Raw genomic sequence first — 23,802 nt, forward strand, 5'->3', positions numbered from 1 at the left:
GAAAGTCGCGTTCACCCTTGAAAGTTGATTAGCTGCTTGCAAGTCCGATGGCAGCAAAGGTTAACATTCCTCCTGCAACACCTTCTGTAATGCGACGTTTTTTATCGCTATATTGTTGGCGATTATGCATCGATGCGAATATCATGCCGATAGCACCGTAAATAATGATGCATGATGTGATGAAAGTCGCTGATAAGATTAAAGATTGTATTGCAACGCTTTCGGAAACATGGATAAAATTAGGCAGAATTGCGAAATAAACCAGTAACCCTTTAGGATTAAGGAAGCTAGTGAGAAACGCTTTGCCAATCACAGCTTGCGTGGAAACGACGTTAATCTGGAACTTTCTCGATTTCATGGCCGATAACAGCATACGAACAGCTAAGTAAGCGACGTAGGCGACTCCCACCCATTTGATGGTTTGGAAGATAATCGGTGAAGTTGCAACAATAGCTGCGAGGCCAAGTGCCGCTAAAATGGCATGGGTCACATAGCCGAGGATAATACCCAAATTGGCTTTCCATGCAGCAGCGATACCGCCTGATAGCCCTTGCGATGAGATAAATAAAATATCGGGACCTGGTGTGCAAATCAAAGGAATGACCGTTGCACTAAACAGCAATAACGTTTGTAGATCCATCCAAACACCTCTATTTATTATTATTTTCTTATGAAGAGAAAAAAGTTTGGTTATTATAGCTATTTCCCGTTGAAATTTGGTTGTTTTGTTGCTTTTCATGGATGTTTATTTGACATTTAATATCAAAAAATAAAAGCAAAAGAGGTTCGCATGCCAAAGAATACTGGCTCGCATTATGCAGAAAAACATGAGCTGGAACACAGTAGCTCATCCGCAATCAAATTAGATGCGATTGATAAACATATTTTGCAGGTGCTGCAACGTGATGGAAAAATTCAAAACGTTGAACTGGCAAAAGAGGTCGGCTTATCCCCCTCACCTTGCTTAAGACGCGTTAAGTTGCTGGAAGATGCTGGCGTAATTAAACGTTATGTTGCGGTGTTGGATGGTGCAAAGATTGGCGCAGGTTTGTCCCTGTTCGCACGTATTTGGTTTAAAACTCAAGATGCGCAAACCATTAATCAATTTGTTGCCGATATTCAGCAAATGCCAGAAGTGGTAGAGTGCCATTTAATGGCAGGTGAGTGTGATGCACTGATCCGTATTGTGACGGAAGATATGGCTTCCTATCGCCGTTTTCATGCCGATTATTTGACGCAAATAAGCAGTGTGCAGAGCATCAAAACGGAAGTGCCGATGGAGACAGTCAAAGTGACGTATGCACTTCCTTTATAAGTTTTATAAGCTTATGAAATCCACTTATTTACCCTTCTAGACTGCTCAATAATCATAATGGATATTATTGAGCAGCTTGCCAATTTGTATTGACTACTTATTCATGAGCGGATATAGCGCCAGAGATATTATTCTGGACGCTCAGGAATTTCAGCAAGGTGCTCATAAATATTGTCAACAACGGTATTTGGCACACAGACAATCTTTGTCAGTTTCTTATCTTTGTTATAAACCTCAACCCCTGATTCTATTTTAGAGCCTGAATGAGTTGTAAAAATGGTATAGGTATAAGTGCCGTTTTTAAAATCGATTTCTTGGGAAGCTGCATAACCAGTATCTGTATCCGCATAGCGGGTTTGGAAAAAGCCCTGCGTAAGTTGTTTAGGACTACGGGTAATTTCAATATCAGGCTGTTGATTTAATTTTCCAAACTGGTACTGATACTGACCATTAATCAACGTCACTTTGACCTGACGGTCATTTTTGTTAACGCATTGAAATACAGTCACTGTGTGTGAATCAGCCAGTGCTGGGGTAGACATGAGTACAGGTAATGCTAGAGCAAGTAGTGTACGGCGAAGTTTCATGGGATCCCTACCAATAAAAGAGTTATCAATATTTATGTTATCGGCATCGTATTCGGATGCTCAAGAGAGAGTTTAGCATTTAAAATAAATCCGATAGAATAAAATGAATTTAGGAAATGAATGAGTTTTGGGGATGCATGAATATATCGGAATTTTATGATAACTATCAGAAATATAAAGAGATCAGAGAACAAGTTTATTATGGGGTGTGTAATAAGCATAAATCTATAAAAAAATTAGCTGCTGATGTCAGAAAAATGAAGGCACAGCTCAGTTATTTACAGCCTTATAATGCAAATTTACTGGATATTTTAGGTGTTAGTGAAAATGGGCATAGTGCAATTATTGGGAAGATTTTGCAGTTTAAACATGATGGTGTTAATGAGTTTATTCCGTCATTTATTTACCGTCTCCTACAGCAGCCGTTAGATTTTAATGATAAGAAAATTAAAATTACAGTAGAAAAACATCGTATCGATATCATGATAAGAGATGATAAAAAGGTATTGATTATTGAAAATAAAATACACGGTGCCTGTGACCAACATGAGCAACTGAGGCGTTATATTGATATTGCAAAGCATTATAGGTATAAAGACGAAAATATTTATCTTATCTATATTCAGGGAAGCAAGTCAGACTATTATCCTAAAGAAAGCCTTTCCCATTATTATGAATCTTTTAAAGACCGTCTACGAGTTGCATCATTTCATACTGATATACTTTCGTGGATAGAAAACGATGTTGCACCTAATATTCAGGAAAAGGATGAACAGTTATATTACTTTATCAACCAATATATTGACCATTTAAAAGGCATTTATTCCATAAGAATAAAGGATGAAAGTATCAATATGAAATTAAATGATTATATTTTTGAATCTATGCAGTTGGATATCAATAACAAAGAACAGAATATCATTAAGTTACAATAGGATATTAATGTTATCTCGGATCTACAAAATAGATTGAATCGCTTGCTTCAAGAACAAAAAGAATCAATTTTTGATGACTGGTTTGATAGTTTGAAAAATAATTATCCCGAACTAGATGTTAGGAAAAATGTGGGGGATCAGTTAACAAAAGTTGGGGTTATCTTTAATTTTAAAGGTAATAAAATATCTGCATTGATTGAGAAAAATAATAGTTCTATTTATTTTGGATTAGGGAAACATTTCACAGAAGATAACAATCTAAATGCTGAAATGAAAAAGATAAGTACAATTATTTTAGATGGTGGATTTAAATTATCAGAATGGTGGTATGGGTGGAAGTATACTAGCTATGAGAATGCATTTTCGGATCTTTGTCATGTAATTGATGAAACATTAAATATGATTAAAGAAAATTAGAATTTTGGCTTTTACATAAAAGTCTATAAGCGCTCAAATTATGAGCGCTTATAGTGATGCCAACTATTCAAAGAGAATATCTTGGGAATTTTATGCACGTAAATCACGCTATCAAAAATGCGAAAAAGCAGGGATATGGGGCTACTCAAGCTTGTTGCTTCTGTAACCCTACAATTACGTTAATTTAAACGCCAATTGAGCGTTTCTATTCCACATCTCTCAGCTTGATATGGCCTGTTCTCGGGTTAACCAAAGCTACATTTTCCAGTGCGCGGATTTGCCATGCATCATTTTGCTTGGTTAGAACCGCCATAATGACTGTATCAACTTTATGCGGACCAATAGGGTGCGCGTCTCCAGCCGATAATCGACTCCAAAAATGAACAATTACACTCTCTTCGCTTAAGGAAATAATATCGATAAGCTCATTCTTCATGGTTGAGTTACGATAGATAGTTTTGTGAAGGGGGATATGCATTTCGATAATTTCATTGATACCTTTTACATAATGTCCAAATCGATTTACAAACGTGGCATTAGCATGAAACAGCTCACCAAAGGCGTCCATATCATGGTGATTCCATGCAAATTCAAAGGATAAGGGTATATCTTCGGGATTTTTTACAACATGATTCACAGGAAAATCCTATCTTGGTTAGTTTGATATGTTATCAATACTAGACGAAATGCACGAATGTGGCAGATAGATGGAAAAATTTGCTAGGACTTTCCGCAAGGATTAGATTATTACTATGACGTTTGTTAAATTAGGGGAGTAGTTTTAAAGCACGAGGGTGCTAATCGAATAATGATAATACAGGGTGAAATATGCGTGATGGAACTCTTGCTATTCAGGTAAAAAATCGGCCTTTACCGAACTGGCAAACATTAAAATTAATATTGAGTTCTTTAATTGTCTTTAATTTTTATTTAAATGTTAATCCAGCTGTGAAATCCGATTATTCAATATTGATTGAAGTCTTTGATTGGGTATTAATCCCGATGTTTGTCTTTATCGCGGCATATTTAAGCAAAGGAATTTTATGGCAAGGTTTGCGAGCCCATTTAATCCCACCTTTAATTATCTATTTCACATTTCAAACGATAGATGCGATCCCGCTTTATTTTACAAATCGATTAACTATCGAAGAATATTTACTGTTCCCTCAAAATGGTGTTTGGTTTTTCTTAGCGGTACCGATATGGCAAGCCGTTTTTTTATTACTGCCCTCATTTATAAAGAATAATGTCGGGGGAGTGACTGTCACCTTGCTGTTATCCATCATTATTGCGTTTTTTTCTAAGATATACTTGTCGGATGTTACTGGTTTTTTAGCGATTTCCCAGTATTTTCCATTCTTTGTTATGGCTTACTTTTGTGATGATAGAAAAATAGCTTGGCTCAGACAAAATGTATTTTTTATCGTATCTGCAGTAATCGCCTTGGTTGTGATATATATTTACATCCCCGCAGGGATTGAGTCTGAGTTAATAAAGATTTTAGGTGAAAATCAACTTGCTTATCATTTCTTTGAACATGTTTTTGTATTTCTAATGGGCGTGTTAATTTCTATTGCGGTGATTTGTATTGCATTATCGACTGAGCGATTTGTGAAAATAGCCAATAACGCATTAGGGGTGTATTTAATTCATCCAATTATCTGTTTCTTACTATTGACTGGGTTAAACTCATTTCACATTGAAGCGGGTTTTCCACTTTTAATTTTACTGACTCTTTTTACTATTACATTAGCATTGTTTCTTGCCAAGAATTCGACCATTCATTGGTTTTTAAATCCTGAAATAAGGGCAAGGAAATAATAGAGAATGGTAAGATTAGGAGAGAACAAGTTTTATAAAATAAGGCTTACCGAATAATCTCGGTAAGCCTTTATTAAGAAGAGCAAAATGGTTTATTTACGCAGGGCTTTAACTTGTTCTGGAGTCACATCACCAGCTTGTCCGCCCCATTGAACGCGCAGGAAGTTGACCAAATCCGCGATTTGTTGGTCATTAAGCTTGTCGGCGAAACCTGGCATACTTTGCATGTTTTGGTTATTTGGGAACGCTTGCTCCGGCAAACCATCTAATACGGCATTAATGAGATTGGTACTGTCCACATCACGCAGGGTCGAATTACCTTTCATCGCCACTGCCACATTAGGTTTACCGCTGCCATCATAGGAGTGGCAACCTGAGCAACTTTCCAGATAAACCTGTTTACCTGCTGCGTTACCATCACCCATTTTGAGCGGTAATGTAGCTGGTGGATTATCACCCATTAGGTAGGTCGCAATGGCCTTATTATCTTCCGGGGTTAAATGTTGCGTGCTGAGGTAAATAACAGGGTGCATATCGCTGTAGGCTGAACCTTGCGGTGCTAATCCAGTCATAAAGAATTGCTGGAGATCTTCTTTTGTCCAACCACGGGCAGCCAGTGCTTCAGGGGTAATGTCAGGAGCAGTGAAACGGCCTAATGCGCCGCCTTTCATATACTTATCTAGCTCCATTTCGCCGAGTGCGCCTCTTGGAGTGTGGCATTCAGAGCAGTGTTCAAGCACATTGACTAAATACTTTCCGCGTTCCCATTCTGGAGAACTGCCTTGGGAGCTATTCGGCAATGGTTTATCATTGAAAAATAATAGGTTCCAGCCAATCATCGCCATGCGTTGGTTTAATGGGAAAGGCAGTGAGTTTTCTGGTGGTGCGACATCAACCGCTGGGCGACTCATTAAATAGCTGTAGATAGCGTCAGAATCACTGCGAGTTATCCCTTTATAGGAGGTATATGGCATCGCAGGGTAGAGGTTTTTGCTTGGTGGCGAAACACCCTCAGTTAATGCTTTATGGAACTCTTCTTTTGTCCAACGGCCAATCCCATAGTCAGCAGAAGGCGTTAAGTTACTACTATAAATAGTGCCAAAAGGCGTATCGAGAGGAAAACCGCCCGCTAAAGGTGCGTCGTTTGCGCTGGTGTGACATGCTGCACAGTCACCGGCAAGCGTTAAGTAACGACCACGCTCAATTTGCTCGGCACTCGCGGTGACTTTTTGTACAGGGCCGTCTGGTTTGCGACTCTCATACCAATACAGAATCGCCCAGACGACGATAGCTATCGCTATCAACCATAAAATAATACGTTTGATCATTTTATCGTCTCCTTGATTAGTCCCGGAGTACTCATCACCACATCACGCACTGCTTCATAATAACGAACATAACCCGTACAGCGGCAAATGTGATTATTTAAAGCCGTTTTGATGGCTTCTTCTAGCTCTTCCTCGGCAATCGGGTTGCGTTGCAATTCTTCAACGAAAATTGTCGCCGCATTGACAAAGCCTGGGGTGCAGTAACCACATTGGAAACTAAAGTGGTCGATAAACGCTTCTTGTACAGGGGATAATTTAACGTCACCATTTTCTTCTTTGGTGGCAGCCCCTTCGATGGTACGAATGCTTTTGTTGTTGAAAAAGTGTGCGCCTGTAATGCAGGTCCGAACTTCTTCACTAGTGCCTGATGGGTTATCCAAAATCACCACACAAGCGTGGCAAATACCTTGACCGCAGCCAAGTCGTGATCCCGTGAGGTCAACATACTCATGAAGAAAATCAATCATCATGAGACCTTCAGGAACATCCATCGGTCCATATTGTTGACCGTTAATGTTGATGGTGAGTGGTAGAAAATTTAGGCTCATGATAATACCTCTAGAATATCGTTAGGACGAACAGGCAGACTCAAGAAATGGTGCCCCGTTGCATCAGCAATCGCATTGACGATGGAAGAAACGACAGGGATCATAACAACTTCAGCGACCCCTTTTGGTGGGTCGGTATCGGATAACCCCGGCAGGATTTCGCTAGTTTGTTTCCAAACCGCAACATCATTTGCGAGGGGTAAGTGGTAACGGTTAAAGTTCCACGTTCCATTTCCGGGTCCATCTTCGTAGAGAGGTAAATATTCATGGAGCGCGTGACCAATGCCCATCGCTAATCCACCTTGAATTTGCCCTGAAACCAGTTGAGGAACAATTAAGTTTCCGCATTCAACCACGGTATGGTGGTCGAGTAATTCGACATGACCGGTGGCCTTATCAATGGCAAGTTCAGATAAGGTAGCGACGGCGCTGTAATAGGTAACGCCAGCATTGTTTCGTTGAGTATCAGGGTAATACGCTTTTTGGCGATGCCACACTTGATAATCTTTATTTGCAAAACGTAGGGAAAGACCATCAACAGGAAGGCGGCGGGTTTCATCATTAATTTTGAAATCAGCTTCAGCCCATTCCCAGCGGTTAAAGACATGGCAAACTGCGCCAGTTAAACCACCCATCTCAAATGTACGGTCGATTAAGCGTTGTAAGCTAAGCACTTCTAGCCCATCAGCGGTGAGACCATTGGCAACCCAACGGGCATCTTCACGACGAACCACGAGCGGCGCTGCTTGCCCACCACCAATGCCTTCTTGCCAAATTGACATTGCCGCTGGCCACAAACCATATTCAAAGACTAATCGAGCGGCTTCTTCCGTACTGTGGGTGAAATAATAAGCGGAGTTACTGGCACTGGCTGGAGAGCAGTAATTTGGTGTCCAGAGCGGGTTAGTGGCGAGGCGCTCTTGTTCATCTTGCGCCATCGCAAATGGGTTTCCTGTCGAAATCATCGGCAGAACTGACCAATCTACAACTGAGAAATGGGCTTCTTCCGCAGGTTTACCTAACCACTTGGCACAAACTACGGCTTGGGATGTGGACATCCCCGTACCAATCTCTGCACCACTATGATAAATGGCTATTTTTCCTTCAGGCGTGAGTTCAACGCGCGCAAAGGAGGATTCAGCACCTGTACCGAAGTCTTTTTGAACGCAAGAAATGCCGGTACCAAATAGTTTGCCTGCATTTTTAGCTTCAAAGTCGGCTTTACGTTTCGCTCTTTCTTTCCACATTGGATGCTCAGCGCAACGGCTTAGCACTTCATCTGCGCGAATTGCACCACCGGGGATCGCCCCTTGGGTATTCTTCATTCCTGACTTGATGATGTTATTCAGGCGAAACTCAATAGGGTCGGCCTTGAGTAATTTTGCAGCTTCTTCCATGATCATGTCAGTGGCAGCCATAGCCTGTAACGTACCATAACCACGGGCAGATCCCGCATCAACCGCACGAGAAGCGATACCCACCGCAGATAAATCACTGCGAGGAATATAGTAGATGGCTTGGGCGCCGGTGGCCGCAACCATTACAACGGAAGGTGTAAAGTTACATCGACCACCGCCATCCCCAATAAATGAGGCGGAAAGTGCTTCAATTTTATGGGTTTTCTTATTGACTGCGAGGGTGTAGTCCATGTCAAACGCATGGCGTTTGATGGTGGATTGGAACTGTTCATAACGGTCGTTGGCTAAACGGATCGGAACGCCATCACCATACAGAGTTGCCATCGCACCATAATAAGGGAATGGGGTGTGATCTTTCGAGCCATAACCCACCGTAAAGCATGGATGTAAGAATATTTGCTTTATCGGGAATTTGGATTTTGCGAGCATTTCAGGCAGTGATGCGGCCACTTCTTGCGGGGATTGGGTTGGGATCACTAAATGAAAAGATTGTGTTTTTGCATCATACCAGCCATTGGCGTTATCGGGTTCGAGCGCTGAGGTATCAATAGATTGCGAGAAGTATTTACGCTTGATAACCAGCCAATCTTCTGGCGGATTTTCTAACTGTTTTGCGAGTTCATCCGCATAATACATGCCTTCTTGATCAAGCTTTCCACCTTCACGACCTTCAGGCCAGATTGGGAGATGCTTTTTCATACCAATCGGGGAGATAGGCATATCTTTCATGCTGGAGTATGTATCAGGTGAGAATGGTGTTTCTCCGCCGATACGAACCCCACGATAAGTTCCCCAAGGATCTCGCAGTAATGGTCCCGTATAAGCACCATATTGGATGACATCATCGTGGAATTTGAGTGTCTCTTTAGCGAAGTTAAATTTGGCAAAATCATGATAAATCAGTAACGCGACGGCTTGCCCTAAGTAAGCAGGGGTTTTTCCTGTCGGTAATAGTAAATCTTCACCATAGAACTCCGGGAAGGCGACGCCATCTTTTTCTAAATCACTGGCGGTAACAATACGGTCAGGCATTAAGCCATCATTAAGTCGTTCGAGATTAAAACCTTCGTAGATTTTATCGGCTTGGGTGACACGTAGAAGAAAGGCGTGCCCTTGTTGTTTGGGCCAGTGAGGGATATCGCGGGCTCGAATATCTCTTGCAAAGACTTTTTCACCTTGCACTTTGGCATAGCCATCAATTCGGAATTTGATTTTTTTATCGACAGGGTTCCAGTCGGGAGCCTGAAGAATTTTTTCCTCGAATAGCACATCAAAAGCTCGGCTATACAAAGGGGCGATATAACAAGAGATCCCCGCAACAACAGCACATTTGATAAAGTGTCTGCGGGATAGTCCGACATGGTTATTGCTCATAATATACCCTTACACTTATTTTCATTGCTTCAATTATTATTTTTTATTTCATTGCTAGTTTCGTAATATAAATATTTATATATCCAATAATTTTCTATCGAAATATGAGTAGAATTGGATGGATAATAAAAATGATGACGATTAGCATAATCTGCATATTATTATTTATAATATAAACAATAAAATTAATTATGTATAATGTAAACCATGAATATAGGTATATTAATATTGGCAGCAGGAAAAAGTGAGCGTTTTCAACGTGCTGGTGGTGAAGGAAGTAAATTAAATTATCGAATTGACCAACAAACTGTGTTCGAAAAAACGCTTGTAAATTCAATGAATAGTGAACTGCCTATTCATGTGGTCACTCGCGCTGATAATGTGAGTGTCATTAACAATTGTTTACATTTTAATATTCCATTTTCCGTATTAAATAGCCATGGGCTAGGGGAATCGATTGCGTTAGGCGTAAAAAATACCTCTAATTGGAGTGGTTGGTTAATTCAGTTGGGGGATATGCCATATATTTCTCACGAAATATTTATTCGAGTTGCGAACGAATTAAAAAATTATTCATTAGTACGACCTGTATATAAAAACATACCGGGGCATCCTGTCGGAATATCAGAAAAATATCGACAAAACTTGCTTAATTTATCGGGCGATGATGGCGCAAAATCAATATTACATCATCAATTGGTTTACGAAATGCAGATAAATGATGAGAATGTCATTAAAGATATTGATTATCTTCCGAATAAAAACTAAGAATAAAAATCAATAGGGACTGAATATGCTACGTGAAGATGTTTTCGTGATTTCTCAAGCAATTAAGTGGGCAACGGATGAGCCAGTCTGGTTATGCACTGTGCTGAATACGTATGGTTCATCGCCGCGAAGCCCCGGCTCTTTATTGGTCGCTAAAGGAGATGGGATGTATGTAGGTTCTCTGTCTGGCGGCTGTATTGAAGAGGATTTTTTGCAACGAATTCAGCAAGGTCATTATTTAAAAGATAGCCAAGTTGTTCGCTATGGTCAGGGCGGGGTGGAAGCCAAAGTCAATTTACCTTGTGAAGGGAGTTTAGATGTTCTGATCGAATATTTACCCTGTAACCCGCATTCTCATCAATACCTCTCACAGATTCAAACAGCACTGCTCGGTTATACCGCCATCATCAAAAAACTGACACTCCCCCTGCGAAGTGAAATCACGACGGTGCCAAACTCACAACATCCCACCCATATTGAGCGCAATGGCGATGAGATCCAGTTTTATATCATGGCGCCACCCAAACTGATTATTGCGGGTATCTCTAATGTCGGCGTTTACTGTGCTAATTTCGCAGTCACATTAGGTTTTGAAGTTATTCTTTGTGAGCATCGCGATGACGAATTGTTACGTTTTGCTGGGCAAATTGCTGAACAAGTTGAGATTAAAAAAATATTCCCTGCCCGATTTTTAGAAGAGAATCCAAGCGCATCTAATACCGCTATTGTGTCTTTGACTCACGACCCTCGTATTGATGATTTAACATTAATGGAAGCAGTAAACACATCTGCATTTTATATTGGCGCAATGGGATCAACCCGAACCAGTGCCAAGCGGCGAGAGCGTTTATTAAACTCAGGGGGATTAACGCTTGAAATGCTAGACCAGATCCATGCGCCTATCGGTATTCCAATTGGCAGTAAAACTCCACCAGAGATTGCGTTAGCGATTATGGCAGACATAGTGGCGCATAAGAATGGGCGGGGTTAGTACTATAGTGAATCATTAGTCCTATTATGATGGGATCATATTTTGAATGAACAATTTAGGATAAGACTTGTTCATCGATTCTGATAAATCGATTATTCTAGACTATTCGCTAAAATCGATCCTGCAGGGAGGTTGTAATGTGGTATATCCATCCGACTCGGGCTCAATACATATTACTGTCACAGTACCTTTCTCCTCTAGAAGCAAGAATAGATGCGGGTTTGCTCAACTCTGAAGGAATTGATTCTCTATTATTAGACGAAAACATAGTCTGGAATAACCAAATGTATGCCCAAGCTATTGGTGGCGTTAAATTATTGGTACCAAAATGCGAGTTAGAGAATGCATTAAATGTCTTGGATAAACTGTACCAAGGTAAATTTGCGATCACAGATGAATATGAGGATGGAGAAGCTAAACCTAAAATCACGCAAAAAAATGGCGTTACCGACTATATGAATATGTTACTGGTCTTTTTGCTTTTTTTTGTTACTGGATTGGCATTACCAATTCAAAGAGATGAGAGTAAAAACTAAGAAAATCAGTATTTTTTAACATGTGAAGGGATTTACCATGCAATCAAAACTAATTTATCAATGGAAATATAAAAGACGAGCAAGATTATCTTTCTTAGGCGCGGAAATTTTTTGGATAATCGTTCTGAGTATCATTCAGGTATTAGTCTATCAATGGTATTTGGATTCACATCCCGAAGATGCTGAATTAGTGTTTAAAAGTAATTTTTATTACCAATTTTCTTTTAGCTTGTTTGGACTAATGGAATTAGTATCAGCGGCTGTTCAAATATATATTTTCTCACTTATTCTTACGCAACGAATTCGGGATATTGGCATTAAATATCCATTGGTCATTGCGCTTATCTTTACGTGTTCATCATTGTTTATCACGCCACTAACGTTTATCAATCAGTCTAGTTTCTTGATGATTTTTATGGCTATTCAGCTCATTTTTTCGCTGATTGTTTTATTTACGCCATCTGCGCGAGAAACAAAGGTTAGTGTAAAAATGATGTGATGAATTGAATAATAGAGAGGTTATTTGAAATTAGAAATATTTTAACTTTCATGCATATAGACTGTAAATAATATAAAAATCATGGTGATAATATTCACAATAAAATCTTGATAAGACTAAGGTAAATAGGTCTTATTCTTTAAGTAACAAGTAAATTATTTTTTTGATGTTATACTTATTTATTAAGTATAACAAAATTGGTACAGAATACACTATCATCAACTTTTGGTCTCGTCACTCTACGAATATTTCAAATGTCTATTTATTTGAAATAGTGAGATAAAATTAAGTGCTAGTGTATTTTTTCGTGCGGTAATAATCAAAGTTAGGCACCTAAGCGCTTAAACTGACTATTTTGTTAGACCTATTAAAAATAGTTGAAATTTTTAGTGGTGTATTAATTAATAATCAATAAGTTAAAATATAAAAATATAAAAATATAAAAATATAAAAATATAAAAATATAAAAATATAAAAATATATTATTTTTGCTAAAATAAAAATTTTCTTCTAGTTATAGTTGTCAACTTTTTAAAAAAATTAAGCTGACAACTAATAATGGTGAAATAAGATACTTTAATATAAAAATATCATCTGATATGAAGAATGCTATAATAACATCGATTTAATATCTCGAGGTATATTGCTACCGACACGCTTATCACTAGGTGTTTTTGCAAAAGTAACTTGGTATCTTGTATCATCAATAAATCTTAAATGATTGTGATTTCCATCTTCAATGATTTCCATCCCCATTTTTCTTAGTTCACTTTTAATTCTCGGGGTGATGCCATCGTAATTATTGAATATAGCTTTGCATTTTTCTAAATATGCTTTATTTAAGCCATCAATTTTATTGTTTTTAATCACATCTTGCAATAAATGCTGTTTTCGCGTATTTGCTTTGACACTATCTAAATGTGTTTTTAATATATCAAGGATATGATCTGATATCTCACCTCTGTAATGCTCTTTTTCATCACCATGAGCTAGTAGTAATTTACCTCGTTTATTATTACTTTGTTTTTGTTCTTTGAAACGTTGATCTAGGATATTATGACGCATAGTTAAATCGTCAAACTCATCTTGTAACATAATATTTTTATGCAGAGCATCGTATAGTTCTTTCTCATGCTTCTCTTTTAGTTGTTCAATAATATTTTCTTGTTCTTCTAATTGATCAAATGCTTGCTCAGCAAGATCTTGAAAATCATTGTCTTTTGTTAATTTATCAAAACGTTCTTTAAGCAACACTCGTTGGTCTTTTTGACGTTTTGCCCTAACATCTCTAGGGCTAAAGTGTTGTTTTTTATTGAAACCATTAGTTATATGAGTTATGTGTGAAAGGATTAAATGCATCACATTTATTCCTGATTCATTCTCATTATTAATAAAGGCTTTCGATAAAAGTTTGTTATAACATGTATCATTACCAAAGCAGGGGTAAATAATATTAATAGCACCATCCCATGCTGAATATCTTGGAGTTAAGACGGAAGACATGCTCCTACTATTAATTTTCTCTTCAGAATAGATGACTTGGGCTAAACCAAGAAGCTGTTCTTGTAATTTATGGGGATTAATAAGTGGTTTATTACTATCATTTAAATTACTGATAATTACTAGAGGGTAATCTCTATTCTCCCTATAAATTTCATGTTTTAATGCATTAAATGATACTGAAGAGTTTTCAAAGCTAAAAACTTTTAAACCAGGAGTGTCATGATGTAACTGAGCGTTTTTCTGTAAAAAATTTACTAACCTTGGTTTTGTAGATGAAGGGATTTCTTTTACTAATGTGCTCATATCTCTAGTTTCTAGCAATATAGAAATAGTAGTAGAATCATCAGACGTTCTAATTCCAATTTCAGTATCCCAATATCTTCCATTTACAGTATGGTCTGGATGAGTAAGTAATATTGAATATAGAAAAGGCTGTTTATCTACTGCAACGTAACTTCTTACCATTGCTTGGTCAACTTTAAATTCTTCACCGCTCTTTAAGTTATCAACTGTAAAGTGTCTTTTAGTTACACTTTTTAACCAACCAGATATTGTTTTAAAAGCAGTTTCTGAGCTGTTTTTCCCTATAAGCTCTAATTGATTCACATAGATTAACATTTAGGTGCCTTTTTAACATCGTATTAAATTTTATTGATGATGTTTATTATAAGTTCATTAATTATTAATTGCATTAATAACTATATGTAATCTATTTTTTAAGCTGAATATGCTATTTATTGAAAGAAGAGAAAAGACTAAATACGTTAAATTAAAGAAATCAAGACAAAAACTCGAGATAGAATGTAGATATATTTACAATACGAATTTCAAATTAATTGGTTTAAAACATAAGAGAATCGTACTATTTAAATTCAGTTAGGTATGTAGTTGGTGAGATTAAAATTAACCACCCATGAGACGGGTGGTTAAAGGTATACAAAAAATGTTAATTATTTACACGTTAAACAAGAAGTTCAACACATCACCATCTTTAACGATGTAATCTTTACCTTCTGCACGCATTTTACCGGCTTCTTTCGCGCCTTGTTCACCACGGAATTTGATGAAATCTTCGAATGCGATAGTTTGTGCGCGGATAAAGCCTTTTTCGAAGTCAGTGTGGATTTTACCGGCTGCTTGTGGAGCAGTTGCGCCAACAGGGATAGTCCATGCACGCACTTCTTTCACACCAGCGGTGAAATAAGTTTGCAGGTTTAATAATTCGTAACCTGCGCGGATCACACGGTTCAGACCTGGCTCTTCAATACCTAAATCAGCCATAAACTCATCGCGCTCTTCATCATCCAGCTCAGCGATATCAGACTCGATAGCCGCACAAACAGGCACAACAACAGAACCTTCGGCTTTAGCGATTTCGTAGACTTTGTCTAAATATGGGTTATTTTCAAAACCATCTTCATTGACGTTAGCAATGTACATGGTTGGCTTCAGGGTTAAGAAGCTTAAATAACGGATTGCGGCTTTATCTTCAGCGGTTAAATCTAGTGAACGCAGCATGCCAGCTTGTTCTAAGTGTGGCAGGCATTTTTCCAGCGCTTCTAATTCCGCTTTTGCGTCTTTATCGCCGCCTTTTGCACGTTTTTGTACGCGGTGAATAGCGCGTTCACAAGTATCTAAGTCAGACAGTGCTAATTCAGTGTTGATCACTTCGATATCAGCGGCTGGGTCAACTTGGCCAGCAACGTGGATGATATTGTCATTTTCAAAACAACGAACAACGTGACCAATCGCTTCCGTTTCACGGATGTTAGTCAGGAATTGGTTACCAAGACCTTCACCTTTTGATGCGCCTTTTACCAGACCCGCGATATCAACGAATTCCATCGTGGTTGGCAGGATGCGCTGAGGCTTCACAATTTCAGCTAATTGATCAAGACGTGGGTCTGGCATTGGCACAACACCCGTGTTTGGTTCAATTGTACAGAAAGGGAAGTTGGCTGCTTCGATGCCGGCTTTGGTCAATGCATTAAACAGAGTGGATTTACCCACGTTAGGCAGACCAACGATACCGCATTTAAAACCCATATGTTTCTCACCTTAATAGCGGGGGCAGGCGAGTGCTGCCCCTAATGTTTAGAAAATTGGCGCTGATTATACACAAAAACTCGTGTTTGATGAAATCAACTCTTAGGCTGTGGCTTTAAAACCATGTAAGCGATTGATAGCTTTGTCCATTCCGTCGGATAACAGAATGTCCGTGCAGCGCACAGATTCATCAATCGCATCATCAATAAGCTTCTGTTCTGACAGCGGTGGCTTGCCTAACACGAAACCAACAACTTTATTTTTATCGCCTGGGTGCCCAATACCAATACGTAAGCGGTAAAAGTTCGGGTTATTGGCAAATTTACTTTGAATATCTTTTAAGCCGTTATGTCCGCCGTTACTGCCACCGAGTTTCATTTTGGCAACACCCGGTGGTAAATCGAGTTCATCATGGGCGACTAAAATTTCATCCGGATTAATGCGATAAAAATTGGCCACTGCTGCGACGGATTTACCGCTCAAGTTCATAAAGGTGGTTGGAACCAGCAAGCGAATATCATTGCCATTAAGATTGATGCGAGCCGTATAACCAAAAAATTTAGGCTCTTCCTTTAACGATTGGTTATGGCGTTGTGCCAATAAATCAACATACCACGCACCAGCGTTATGGCGGGTTTGCGCATATTCAGCGCCCGGATTGGCTAATCCAACAATTAATTTTATTTTACTCACGGGGACTTTTTCACTGTCAATGTATAGAAATTGGCGACTAGTTTACCTCGTGTCGGGGTGGATGTACAAAATTGTCATTGATAAGATTGCGCTAGTGATAATTAGTTTATGAATTATTCGTCAATACTATCATCAGTTGTTAAATTGATAAAAAGCACTTTTTGAGTAGATATCCTTAAACTCTTCTATACATGTGAAGCTTATCGCAAATAATTTTACTTAAAGAGCTATACTCTTTACATAAATATAAAGTTTTATCGAACTTTTCTTCAATGCTTGCGTATCAGTTTACTGATATTGGAGGTAGATATGAAACGGAAAATGGTTACTCTCATTGGTAATGGCTTGATGGGTTTGGGTATGGTGGTGATGGGAGGAAGCATCGGTTTAAACCTGTTTTCTCATATTGTTGATTTAGGGTTGTCCGATGACATCATCAATGGCTCACTGTTTGGGATCTTTATCGGTGCGTTGGTTTGGTTAGTGGGCGCAAGAATGGGCGGTAAAGAGAAAGTGGAAGACCGTTACTGTTTGGTGAAACGTCAATTTCATTCCCGTAACGATAACCACCGCTACCCATAACGGGTTAGGCTGAAGTTCATTTGAAGTTTATCAATAGAGATGAACAGAAGTGTATTATTGAAAATAGATAAAATCTAAATAAGAGTGAAATTCGATATCAATGATTTCACTCTTATTTTTTGTCTAAAACCATGTAAAGCGAAGCGGCTCAAAAAATAAAGCCCCTACGGTTGATGAACAACAGTAGGGGCGCTACTTATAAATTTTTGTATCGTGACCACAATGCATGTGGTGCGATAAAGCACATTTCCCGTCTCAATAATTTCATGAAAAACGACTGAAACTAGGATGTTAAAACGGGGTCATTAAGACCCCGCTTTAGAATTAGTGCTCGAACATCGCAGAAATTGACTCTTCATTGCTGATACGGCGAATAGCTTCGGCCAGCATGCCTGAAAGGGTCAGGGTGCGAACTTTGTTCAGCGCCTTGATTTCAGGAGAAAGAGGAATTGTGTCACAAACAATGACTTCATCAATCACAGAGTTTTTGATGTTGTCTACAGCATTACCTGAGAAGATAGGGTGAGTTGCATAAGCGAATACACGCTTAGCACCGCGTTCTTTCAGCGCTTCAGCTGCTTTACACAGTGTGCCACCAGTATCAATCATATCGTCAACTAAGATACAGTCACGACCAGAAACGTCACCGATGATGTGCATGACTTGAGAAACGTTTGCGCGTGGGCGACGTTTGTCAATGATTGCCATATCAGTATCGTTCAGTAATTTCGCGATTGCTCTAGCACGAACGACGCCGCCGATGTCTGGAGAAACAACGATTGGGTTTTCTAAATCTTTCTGCAACATATCTTCCAGAAGGATTGGGCTACCAAATACGTTATCTACAGGAACATCAAAGAAGCCCTGGATCTGCTCTGCGTGTAAGTCAACAGTAAGAACACGGTCAACACCCACACTTGACAGAAAATCGGCAACAACTTTAGCGGTGATTGGTACACGGGCAGAACGTACGCGACGATCCTGTCTTGCATAACCGAAGTAAGGGATAACAGCGGTAATACGACCAGCAGATGCACGGCGCAGGGCATCGACCATAACAACGAGTTCCATCAGGTTGTCATTGGTTGGTGCGCAAGTTGACTGGATGATAAAAATATCACCACCGCGAACATTTTCATTAATTTGAACACTGACTTCGCCGTCGCTAAAACGACCAACAGCCGCGTCTCCAAGATTAGTGTAAAGGCGGTTAGCAACACGTTGTGCTAGTTCCGGTGTAGCGTTACCAGCAAAAAGCTTCATATCGGGCACGAGAAAAACCTCAGGCTTGCGTCCAGAGAGATATTGTTGACCAACAGCATGATGGATAAGTCATTACTATCGGTGCAATACACGGGTTATCCCAGCGCGGAATTTGTGCACAGGAGAAACATTCGCTCCTTGAGCGACGAATCCTTGCACCCACGATGGGGATTTATTTAACACCTTCAGGGCATCCGCTTGGGTTTCAAATTCAGAAAACACACAAGCGCCTGTTCCTGTTAGGCGAGACGGAGCATATTCTAACAGCCAAGAAACGAGCTGTTCAACCTCACGAAAACGTTTTCTTGCGATCGGTTCACAGTCATTTGCATACGGAGCCAGTAATAATGCGGCTAAAGAGCGTTTTGGAGAATTTCTATTTAATTCTGGATCTGTGAAGATCATCGGGGTTGAGATTTCAATTCCGGGGTGTGCGACTAAATACCAACGCTCTTTTGGTTCTGCGGGTGTTAAAATTTCGCCAATGCCTTCGGCAAAGGCAGCATGACCGCGAACAAAAACGGGGACATCGGCACCGAGGTGTTTACCTAATTCGGCTAAGACCTCATCAGAAACGTGAGTTCCCCAATGCTCGTTAAGCGCAATCAGCGTTGTCGCCGCATTTGATGATCCGCCGCCAATTCCACCGCCCATCGGCAGCACTTTGTTGATGCGAATATCCGCACCTAACGCCCCTTGATGATTGAAGGTTTCGCGACAATAGGTTTGCAAGCTTTTGGCGGCACGAATAATTAAGTTTTTTTCAACATCTACACCCGGCATCGGGGTGAGCAAATTAATCTGATCATCCGAACGCGTGGTAAAGGTGATTTCATCACCATAATCTAAAAATTGAAACAGAGTCTGTAGCTCATGATAACCATCAGCTCGCTGCCCAGTAATGTACAAAAAAAGATTCAATTTTGCCGGTGATGGCCACGTTAACGTCATTTTTTCAGTGTCCAACTATCCATTTTTAACTTGATGACTTTATCCCCTTGCTTCAGCTCCATGTGGTTCGGCAGCATTGGCGAGGTTTTGGTATCGTAAGAGAGATAATCCAATTTCCATGTTTCGCCATTGATTTTAAACGTCACGGATTTGAGCAGGTGGTTGCTATCGAGAGTGTATTCAGTGGCGCGTCCCGGTGAGCCGACCAACCAAGCGGTGAGATCGTCAATAGGAATATCCATGCCTGTTAACTGATAAATTAACTCACTCGGCACATCACTCATGTGAGTTTGCCCATCTTTAGTCGTTAATTTGGTTAAATCAGGCTCTACACTGAGTTCCAGTTCACGCGTGCCTAATGGGTTAGTCAGTAATAAACGGTATTTTTCTGGGGTATATTGCTGCCAGAAAAACTTCGCGTAAGTTTTGGTTTCTGTTCCGGTACCTTGACCGCCAATGTACACAAAGGAGCCACGAGTTTGATAGTCACGCAGTTCAACCACTTGCGATTGATGGGCTGTCCACTGCGCATCCGTTGAGGATGAAGTGCCTTTCGTGGTGTCTTGAGAGGTAGTCACACAGGCAGTCAGCAGCAAGCAGGAAAGGGGCATTAATCGCCAAAAATTTCTGGCTGGGCGCATAAACGACAGAGCTGAAGAAAGTTGCATATCGGTTCTCAAAAGGTAATTTTCAGGAATATTGCGCTAATCTGTAGTGGTTATCAATGAAAACCTACTCAAAAGTAGGGAATTTGCTTTCTGTGCCAAATAGCGGCATCCTTGATGCATCTTATTGATATTGATATCAGACAGTCCGATAATCAACGTAAATTTTGGTGTGCATCATCTTTCTGATTGTTGATGATAGGCTACCCGTAGAAACAGACGCGTTAATCATCTACAATATACGAATATAAATCGCAGTAATGAGCTAAATACTAGCATCATTCTGACAAATAAATTAGCAATGTGAGCAATGTGAGTAAGTCGTAAGCACAATGACCCTATTAGCCTTAGGCATTAATCATAAAACAGCACCAGTGGCTTTGCGTGAGCAAGTCGCTTTTGGTCCTGAAAAAATCGACCACGCACTTGAGGAGTTACTGAAACAACCTCAAGTGAGTGGCGGCGTTGTGCTGTCTACCTGTAACCGAACTGAACTGTATCTCAGCCTTGAGTCTCAAGAAAAAGCGCAGGAACAGTTAACTAAATGGTTATGTGATTTTCACGGGATCACCGCCAAAGATCTGCAACCTAGTCTCTATTGGCACCAAGATGCGCGCGCAGTCAGCCATCTTATGCGCGTAGCAAGTGGGTTAGATTCGCTGGTTCTTGGTGAGCCTCAAATTCTCGGTCAAGTGAAAAAGGCGTTTGCGCTTTCACAAGATAATCATTCTCTATCTAGCGAATTAGAGCGCTTATTCCAAAAATCGTTTTCTGTGGCTAAACGTGTGCGAACCGAAACTGATATCGGTGCGAATGCGGTCTCTGTCGCTTTTGCGGCTTGTACACTGGCGAGACAGATTTTCGAATCACTCAAACATTTGAATATCTTGTTAGTCGGGGCAGGGGAAACCATCGAATTAGTCGCACGTCATTTGCGTGAGCATGGCGTGCAAAAAATGATGATAGCTAACCGAACGCTAGAACGTGCTGAACTTCTCGCCAAAGAAGTGAACGCGCAAGTTATCTCATTAGCCGATATTGATAACCGTTTAGCTGAAGCGGATATTGTGATTAGTTCAACGGCTAGCCCGCTGCCAATTATTGGTAAAGGGATGGTCGAACGTGCGATGAAAGCACGCCGTAGTAAACCTATGTTATTGATTGATATCGCAGTTCCTCGTGATATCGAGCAGGATGTAGAAAAACTCAGAGATGTTTATCTCTACACTGTTGATGATCTGGAATCCATCATTGCCCAAAACTTGGCGCAACGTAAAGCTGCCGCGGTTGAAGCGGAATTTATTGTTGAGCAAGAAAGCGGTCATTTTATGGATTGGTTGCGCTCACAAGCCGGAGTCTCTACAATTCGCGAATACAGAGAGCAGGCGGAAGCAATTCGGGCAAGCATGACCGAAAAAGCACTTGCAGCCATTGCCCAAGGTGCCAACCCTGAGCAAGTGATTATGCAGCTATCACAACAGTTAACCAACCGCCTGATCCACGCTCCGACTAAATCTTTGCAGCAAGCTGCGGGAAATGGGGATGTTGAGCGTCTAAATCTACTTAGGGACAGCCTAGGGCTGGACCATCAATAACCACTTTTTAATCATAGGTCTGATATAACGAATGAAGCCTTCTATTGTCGCAAAACTAGAAGCATTACAAGAACGCTACGAAGAAATTGAAGCGCACCTTGCTGATGCGGGTGTGATTGCTGATCAAGACCGTTTTCGTGCTTTATCAAAAGAATATGCTCAATTAACGGATGTCGCGAAGTGTTTTACTGCGTGGCGCACCGTTCAGGATGATATCGAAACAGCCCAAATGCTGTTAGATGATCCTGAAATGAAAGAGATGGCTCAAGAAGAGCTAAAAGAAGCTAAAGAGCGCAATGAAGAGCTAGAGCAACAATTGCAATTGTTGTTACTTCCAAAAGATCCTGATGATGAATATAACTGCTTTGTGGAAATCCGCGCGGGCGCGGGTGGCGATGAAGCGGCAATTTTTGCGGGTGATTTATTCCGTATGTACAGCCGTTATGCGGAAAGCAACCGCTGGCGCGTTGAACTGATGAGCACCAGCGATGGTGAGCACGGCGGATACAAAGAAGTTATCGCAAAAATTTCGGGTGATAGCGTGTATGGCCGCTTGAAGTTTGAATCCGGCGGTCACCGCGTACAGCGTGTTCCTGAAACGGAATCACAAGGTCGTATTCATACCTCTGCTTGTACTATCGCTATTTTGCCTGAACTGCCAGAAGCGGAATTACCGGAAATTAGTCCAGCGGATTTACGTATCGATACGTTCCGTTCATCGGGTGCGGGTGGTCAGCACGTTAACACCACCGACTCTGCAATTCGTATTACCCATTTACCAACGGGGATTGTGGTTGAGTGCCAGGATGAACGTTCACAACACAAAAACAAAGCGAAAGCGATGTCTGTGTTGGGTGCGCGTATTCGCCAAGCTGAAATGGATAAACGCCATGCAGCAGAAGCTTCAGAACGCCGTAACTTATTAGGTTCCGGTGACCGTTCTGACCGCATTCGTACATATAATTTCCCACAAGGCCGAGTCACTGATCACCGTATTAACCTAACGCTGTACCGTTTGGATGAAGTGATGGAAGGAAAACTGGATACATTAATTCAGCCTATCATCAACGAATACCAAGCTGATCAGCTTTCTGCTTTATCTGAGCAGGACTAATGCGTTATAGCGAATGGTTACAGCAGGCAGTCGTCAGACTGTCTGCCAGTGATAGCGCTAAACGAGATGCGCAGATCCTGTTGCAACACACAACAGGGCGCAGCCGTACCTACATCCTCGCTTTTGATGAAACCGAACTCACTTCCTATGAACAACAGCAATTAGAGGCGCTATTAGCTCGCCGTGAACAAGGAGAGCCGATTGCCTACATTGTGGGTGAACGAGAATTCTGGTCACTACCGCTGTATGTTTCCCCCGCAACCTTGATCCCACGTCCAGATACCGAATGCCTTGTCGAGCAAGCGTTAGCGCGCCTTCCTCAAGACGCCTGTCGTATTTTGGATCTTGGCACAGGAACGGGGGCTATTGGGTTAGCCTTGGCGTCAGAGTTACCTAATAGTCGTGTAACGGGCGTGGATTTTAATCCCGATGCGGTGGCGTTAGCGCAACGAAATCAACAACGTTTAGCCATTTCAAATATTCAGTTCTCACAAAGTGATTGGTTTACTTCACTCCCCAATGAACTATTTGATATGATTGTGAGTAATCCACCTTATATTGATGAGAGTGATATTCACTTGAGCCAAGGTGATGTGCGTTTTGAGCCATCAACCGCGCTGATTGCTGATGAGCATGGTTTTTCAGATTTAGCACACATTATTGCCACATCAAAACAATACCTAAAACAACAAGGGTGGCTGCTGCTTGAGCATGGTTGGCAGCAAGGTTTAACAGTGCGAGAGCTGTTTAATGAAAATGGGTACACCAATGTCGAGACCTGTCTGGATTATGGTGGTAAAGAGCGAATTTCCCTTGGCCAATGGAATGGTTAAGCGGGCAATTGCAGTGGAAT

24 protein-coding genes are annotated in these 23,802 nt (G+C 40.6%); 12 read left to right on the top strand and 12 right to left on the bottom strand.

Annotation, left to right across the window (positions count from 1 at the left end):
• Positions 1-28 precede the first annotated feature (28 nt).
• Complete coding sequence (locus tag H0913_RS08730; RefSeq protein ID WP_154603954.1) at positions 29-640, bottom strand: LysE family translocator; 612 nt, start codon at positions 638-640, stop codon at positions 29-31.
• 150 nt (positions 641-790) lie between these two features.
• Between H0913_RS08730 and H0913_RS08735 the strand changes: the two genes are divergently transcribed.
• On the top strand, positions 791-1,315 hold the full coding sequence (locus H0913_RS08735; RefSeq protein WP_154603953.1) for an Lrp/AsnC family transcriptional regulator: 525 nt from the start codon (positions 791-793) through the stop codon (positions 1,313-1,315).
• A gap of 128 nt (positions 1,316-1,443) precedes the next feature.
• Here H0913_RS08735 and H0913_RS08740 read toward each other — a convergent pair whose 3' ends face one another.
• On the bottom strand, positions 1,444-1,902 hold the full coding sequence (locus tag H0913_RS08740) for a hypothetical protein (RefSeq protein ID WP_154638235.1): 459 nt from the start codon (positions 1,900-1,902) through the stop codon (positions 1,444-1,446).
• A 116-nt stretch (positions 1,903-2,018) separates the two neighbouring features.
• On the opposite strand from H0913_RS08740, the gene H0913_RS08745 reads away from it, so the two are divergent.
• Positions 2,019-2,837 carry a PD-(D/E)XK nuclease family protein gene (locus H0913_RS08745; protein WP_181478546.1) on the top strand — a complete coding sequence of 273 codons (819 nt, stop codon included), beginning with the start codon at positions 2,019-2,021 and terminating at the stop codon, positions 2,835-2,837.
• 33 nt (positions 2,838-2,870) lie between these two features.
• Positions 2,871-3,254 carry a hypothetical protein gene (locus H0913_RS08750; RefSeq protein WP_181478548.1) on the top strand — a complete coding sequence of 128 codons (384 nt, stop codon included), beginning with the start codon at positions 2,871-2,873 and terminating at the stop codon, positions 3,252-3,254.
• Positions 3,255-3,459: 205 nt separating this feature from the next.
• On the opposite strand, the gene H0913_RS08755 is transcribed toward H0913_RS08750, so the two are convergent.
• On the bottom strand, positions 3,460-3,891 hold the full coding sequence (locus H0913_RS08755) for an SgcJ/EcaC family oxidoreductase (protein WP_181478550.1): 432 nt from the start codon (positions 3,889-3,891) through the stop codon (positions 3,460-3,462).
• A gap of 191 nt (positions 3,892-4,082) precedes the next feature.
• On the opposite strand from H0913_RS08755, the gene H0913_RS08760 reads away from it, so the two are divergent.
• The gene (locus tag H0913_RS08760) at positions 4,083-5,075 is read left to right on the top strand and encodes an acyltransferase family protein (RefSeq protein WP_181478552.1); all 993 of its coding nucleotides are present in this window, start codon (positions 4,083-4,085) and stop codon (positions 5,073-5,075) included.
• Between the two features lie 92 nt (positions 5,076-5,167).
• Here H0913_RS08760 and H0913_RS08765 read toward each other — a convergent pair whose 3' ends face one another.
• Genes H0913_RS08765 through H0913_RS08775 form a run of 3 tightly spaced genes read right to left on the bottom strand, consistent with a single transcriptional unit; the run spans position 5,168 to position 9,743 of the window.
• Positions 5,168-6,403 carry a c-type cytochrome gene (locus H0913_RS08765; RefSeq protein ID WP_181478554.1) on the bottom strand — a complete coding sequence of 412 codons (1,236 nt, stop codon included), beginning with the start codon at positions 6,401-6,403 and terminating at the stop codon, positions 5,168-5,170.
• Positions 6,400-6,951: a (2Fe-2S)-binding protein gene (locus H0913_RS08770; RefSeq protein ID WP_036954690.1), complete on the bottom strand. Its 552-nt coding sequence runs from the start codon at positions 6,949-6,951 to the stop codon at positions 6,400-6,402. Before H0913_RS08770 ends, H0913_RS08765 begins: the two co-directional genes overlap by 4 nt.
• Positions 6,948-9,743, bottom strand: a complete 2,796-nt coding sequence (locus H0913_RS08775; protein ID WP_181478556.1) for a xanthine dehydrogenase family protein molybdopterin-binding subunit — start codon at positions 9,741-9,743, stop codon at positions 6,948-6,950. The genes H0913_RS08770 and H0913_RS08775 overlap by 4 nt, the downstream gene beginning before the upstream one ends.
• Before the next feature lie 207 nt (positions 9,744-9,950).
• Here H0913_RS08775 and H0913_RS08780 point away from each other — a divergent pair, with 207 nt between their 5' ends.
• The 4 genes from H0913_RS08780 to H0913_RS08795 all read left to right on the top strand — a co-directional run bounded on the left by H0913_RS08780 (position 9,951) and on the right by H0913_RS08795 (position 12,537).
• Positions 9,951-10,511, top strand: a complete 561-nt coding sequence (locus tag H0913_RS08780; RefSeq protein WP_181478558.1) for a nucleotidyltransferase family protein — start codon at positions 9,951-9,953, stop codon at positions 10,509-10,511.
• Between the two features lie 25 nt (positions 10,512-10,536).
• On the top strand, positions 10,537-11,502 hold the full coding sequence (locus tag H0913_RS08785; protein ID WP_181478560.1) for an XdhC family protein: 966 nt from the start codon (positions 10,537-10,539) through the stop codon (positions 11,500-11,502).
• 137 nt (positions 11,503-11,639) lie between these two features.
• Positions 11,640-12,038 (top strand): hypothetical protein, encoded by a 399-nt coding sequence (locus H0913_RS08790; RefSeq protein ID WP_181478562.1) that lies wholly within the window; start codon positions 11,640-11,642, stop codon positions 12,036-12,038.
• 37 nt (positions 12,039-12,075) lie between these two features.
• Positions 12,076-12,537, top strand: coding sequence for a hypothetical protein (locus H0913_RS08795; protein WP_181478564.1), 462 nt, complete (start codon positions 12,076-12,078; stop codon positions 12,535-12,537).
• A gap of 609 nt (positions 12,538-13,146) precedes the next feature.
• Here H0913_RS08795 and H0913_RS08800 read toward each other — a convergent pair.
• The 3 genes from H0913_RS08800 to pth all read right to left on the bottom strand — a co-directional run bounded on the left by H0913_RS08800 (position 13,147) and on the right by pth (position 16,779).
• Positions 13,147-14,658: a hypothetical protein gene (locus H0913_RS08800; RefSeq protein ID WP_181478859.1), complete on the bottom strand. Its 1,512-nt coding sequence runs from the start codon at positions 14,656-14,658 to the stop codon at positions 13,147-13,149.
• A gap of 336 nt (positions 14,659-14,994) precedes the next feature.
• Positions 14,995-16,086: a redox-regulated ATPase YchF gene (ychF, locus tag H0913_RS08805; RefSeq protein ID WP_036954672.1), complete on the bottom strand. Its 1,092-nt coding sequence runs from the start codon at positions 16,084-16,086 to the stop codon at positions 14,995-14,997.
• Between the two features lie 102 nt (positions 16,087-16,188).
• Positions 16,189-16,779, bottom strand: a complete 591-nt coding sequence (gene pth, locus H0913_RS08810) for an aminoacyl-tRNA hydrolase (RefSeq protein WP_036954667.1) — start codon at positions 16,777-16,779, stop codon at positions 16,189-16,191.
• 309 nt (positions 16,780-17,088) lie between these two features.
• Here pth and H0913_RS08815 point away from each other — a divergent pair, with 309 nt between their 5' ends.
• Positions 17,089-17,361 carry a DUF2583 family protein gene (locus tag H0913_RS08815; RefSeq protein ID WP_154638228.1) on the top strand — a complete coding sequence of 91 codons (273 nt, stop codon included), beginning with the start codon at positions 17,089-17,091 and terminating at the stop codon, positions 17,359-17,361.
• 324 nt (positions 17,362-17,685) lie between these two features.
• On the opposite strand, the gene prs is transcribed toward H0913_RS08815, so the two are convergent.
• From prs to lolB, 3 genes are all read right to left on the bottom strand, one after another.
• Complete coding sequence (gene prs, locus H0913_RS08820; protein ID WP_006661866.1) at positions 17,686-18,633, bottom strand: ribose-phosphate diphosphokinase; 948 nt, start codon at positions 18,631-18,633, stop codon at positions 17,686-17,688.
• 66 nt (positions 18,634-18,699) lie between these two features.
• Entirely contained in the window at positions 18,700-19,575 is an 876-nt protein-coding gene (gene ispE / locus H0913_RS08825; protein ID WP_181478566.1) for a 4-(cytidine 5'-diphospho)-2-C-methyl-D-erythritol kinase, read from the bottom strand.
• Positions 19,572-20,216, bottom strand: a complete 645-nt coding sequence (gene lolB / locus H0913_RS08830) for a lipoprotein insertase outer membrane protein LolB (RefSeq protein WP_181478727.1) — start codon at positions 20,214-20,216, stop codon at positions 19,572-19,574. Before lolB ends, ispE begins: the two co-directional genes overlap by 4 nt.
• A 356-nt stretch (positions 20,217-20,572) precedes the next feature.
• Here lolB and hemA point away from each other — a divergent pair, with 356 nt between their 5' ends.
• The 3 genes from hemA to prmC are packed head-to-tail and all read left to right on the top strand — an operon-like array spanning position 20,573 to position 23,782.
• A complete protein-coding gene (hemA, locus tag H0913_RS08835) occupies positions 20,573-21,835 on the top strand; it encodes a glutamyl-tRNA reductase (protein WP_036954652.1) in 1,263 nt (420 codons plus the stop codon).
• A gap of 31 nt (positions 21,836-21,866) precedes the next feature.
• Positions 21,867-22,949: a peptide chain release factor 1 gene (gene prfA / locus H0913_RS08840; RefSeq protein ID WP_006659989.1), complete on the top strand. Its 1,083-nt coding sequence runs from the start codon at positions 21,867-21,869 to the stop codon at positions 22,947-22,949.
• The gene (prmC, locus tag H0913_RS08845; RefSeq protein ID WP_154638224.1) at positions 22,949-23,782 is read left to right on the top strand and encodes a peptide chain release factor N(5)-glutamine methyltransferase; all 834 of its coding nucleotides are present in this window, start codon (positions 22,949-22,951) and stop codon (positions 23,780-23,782) included. Before prfA ends, prmC begins: the two co-directional genes overlap by 1 nt.
• Positions 23,783-23,802 lie beyond the last annotated feature (20 nt).

The sequence above is a fragment of the Providencia rettgeri genome (assembly GCF_013702265.1).
In the GTDB taxonomy this organism is placed as follows: Bacteria; Pseudomonadota; Gammaproteobacteria; order Enterobacterales; family Enterobacteriaceae; genus Providencia; species Providencia zhijiangensis.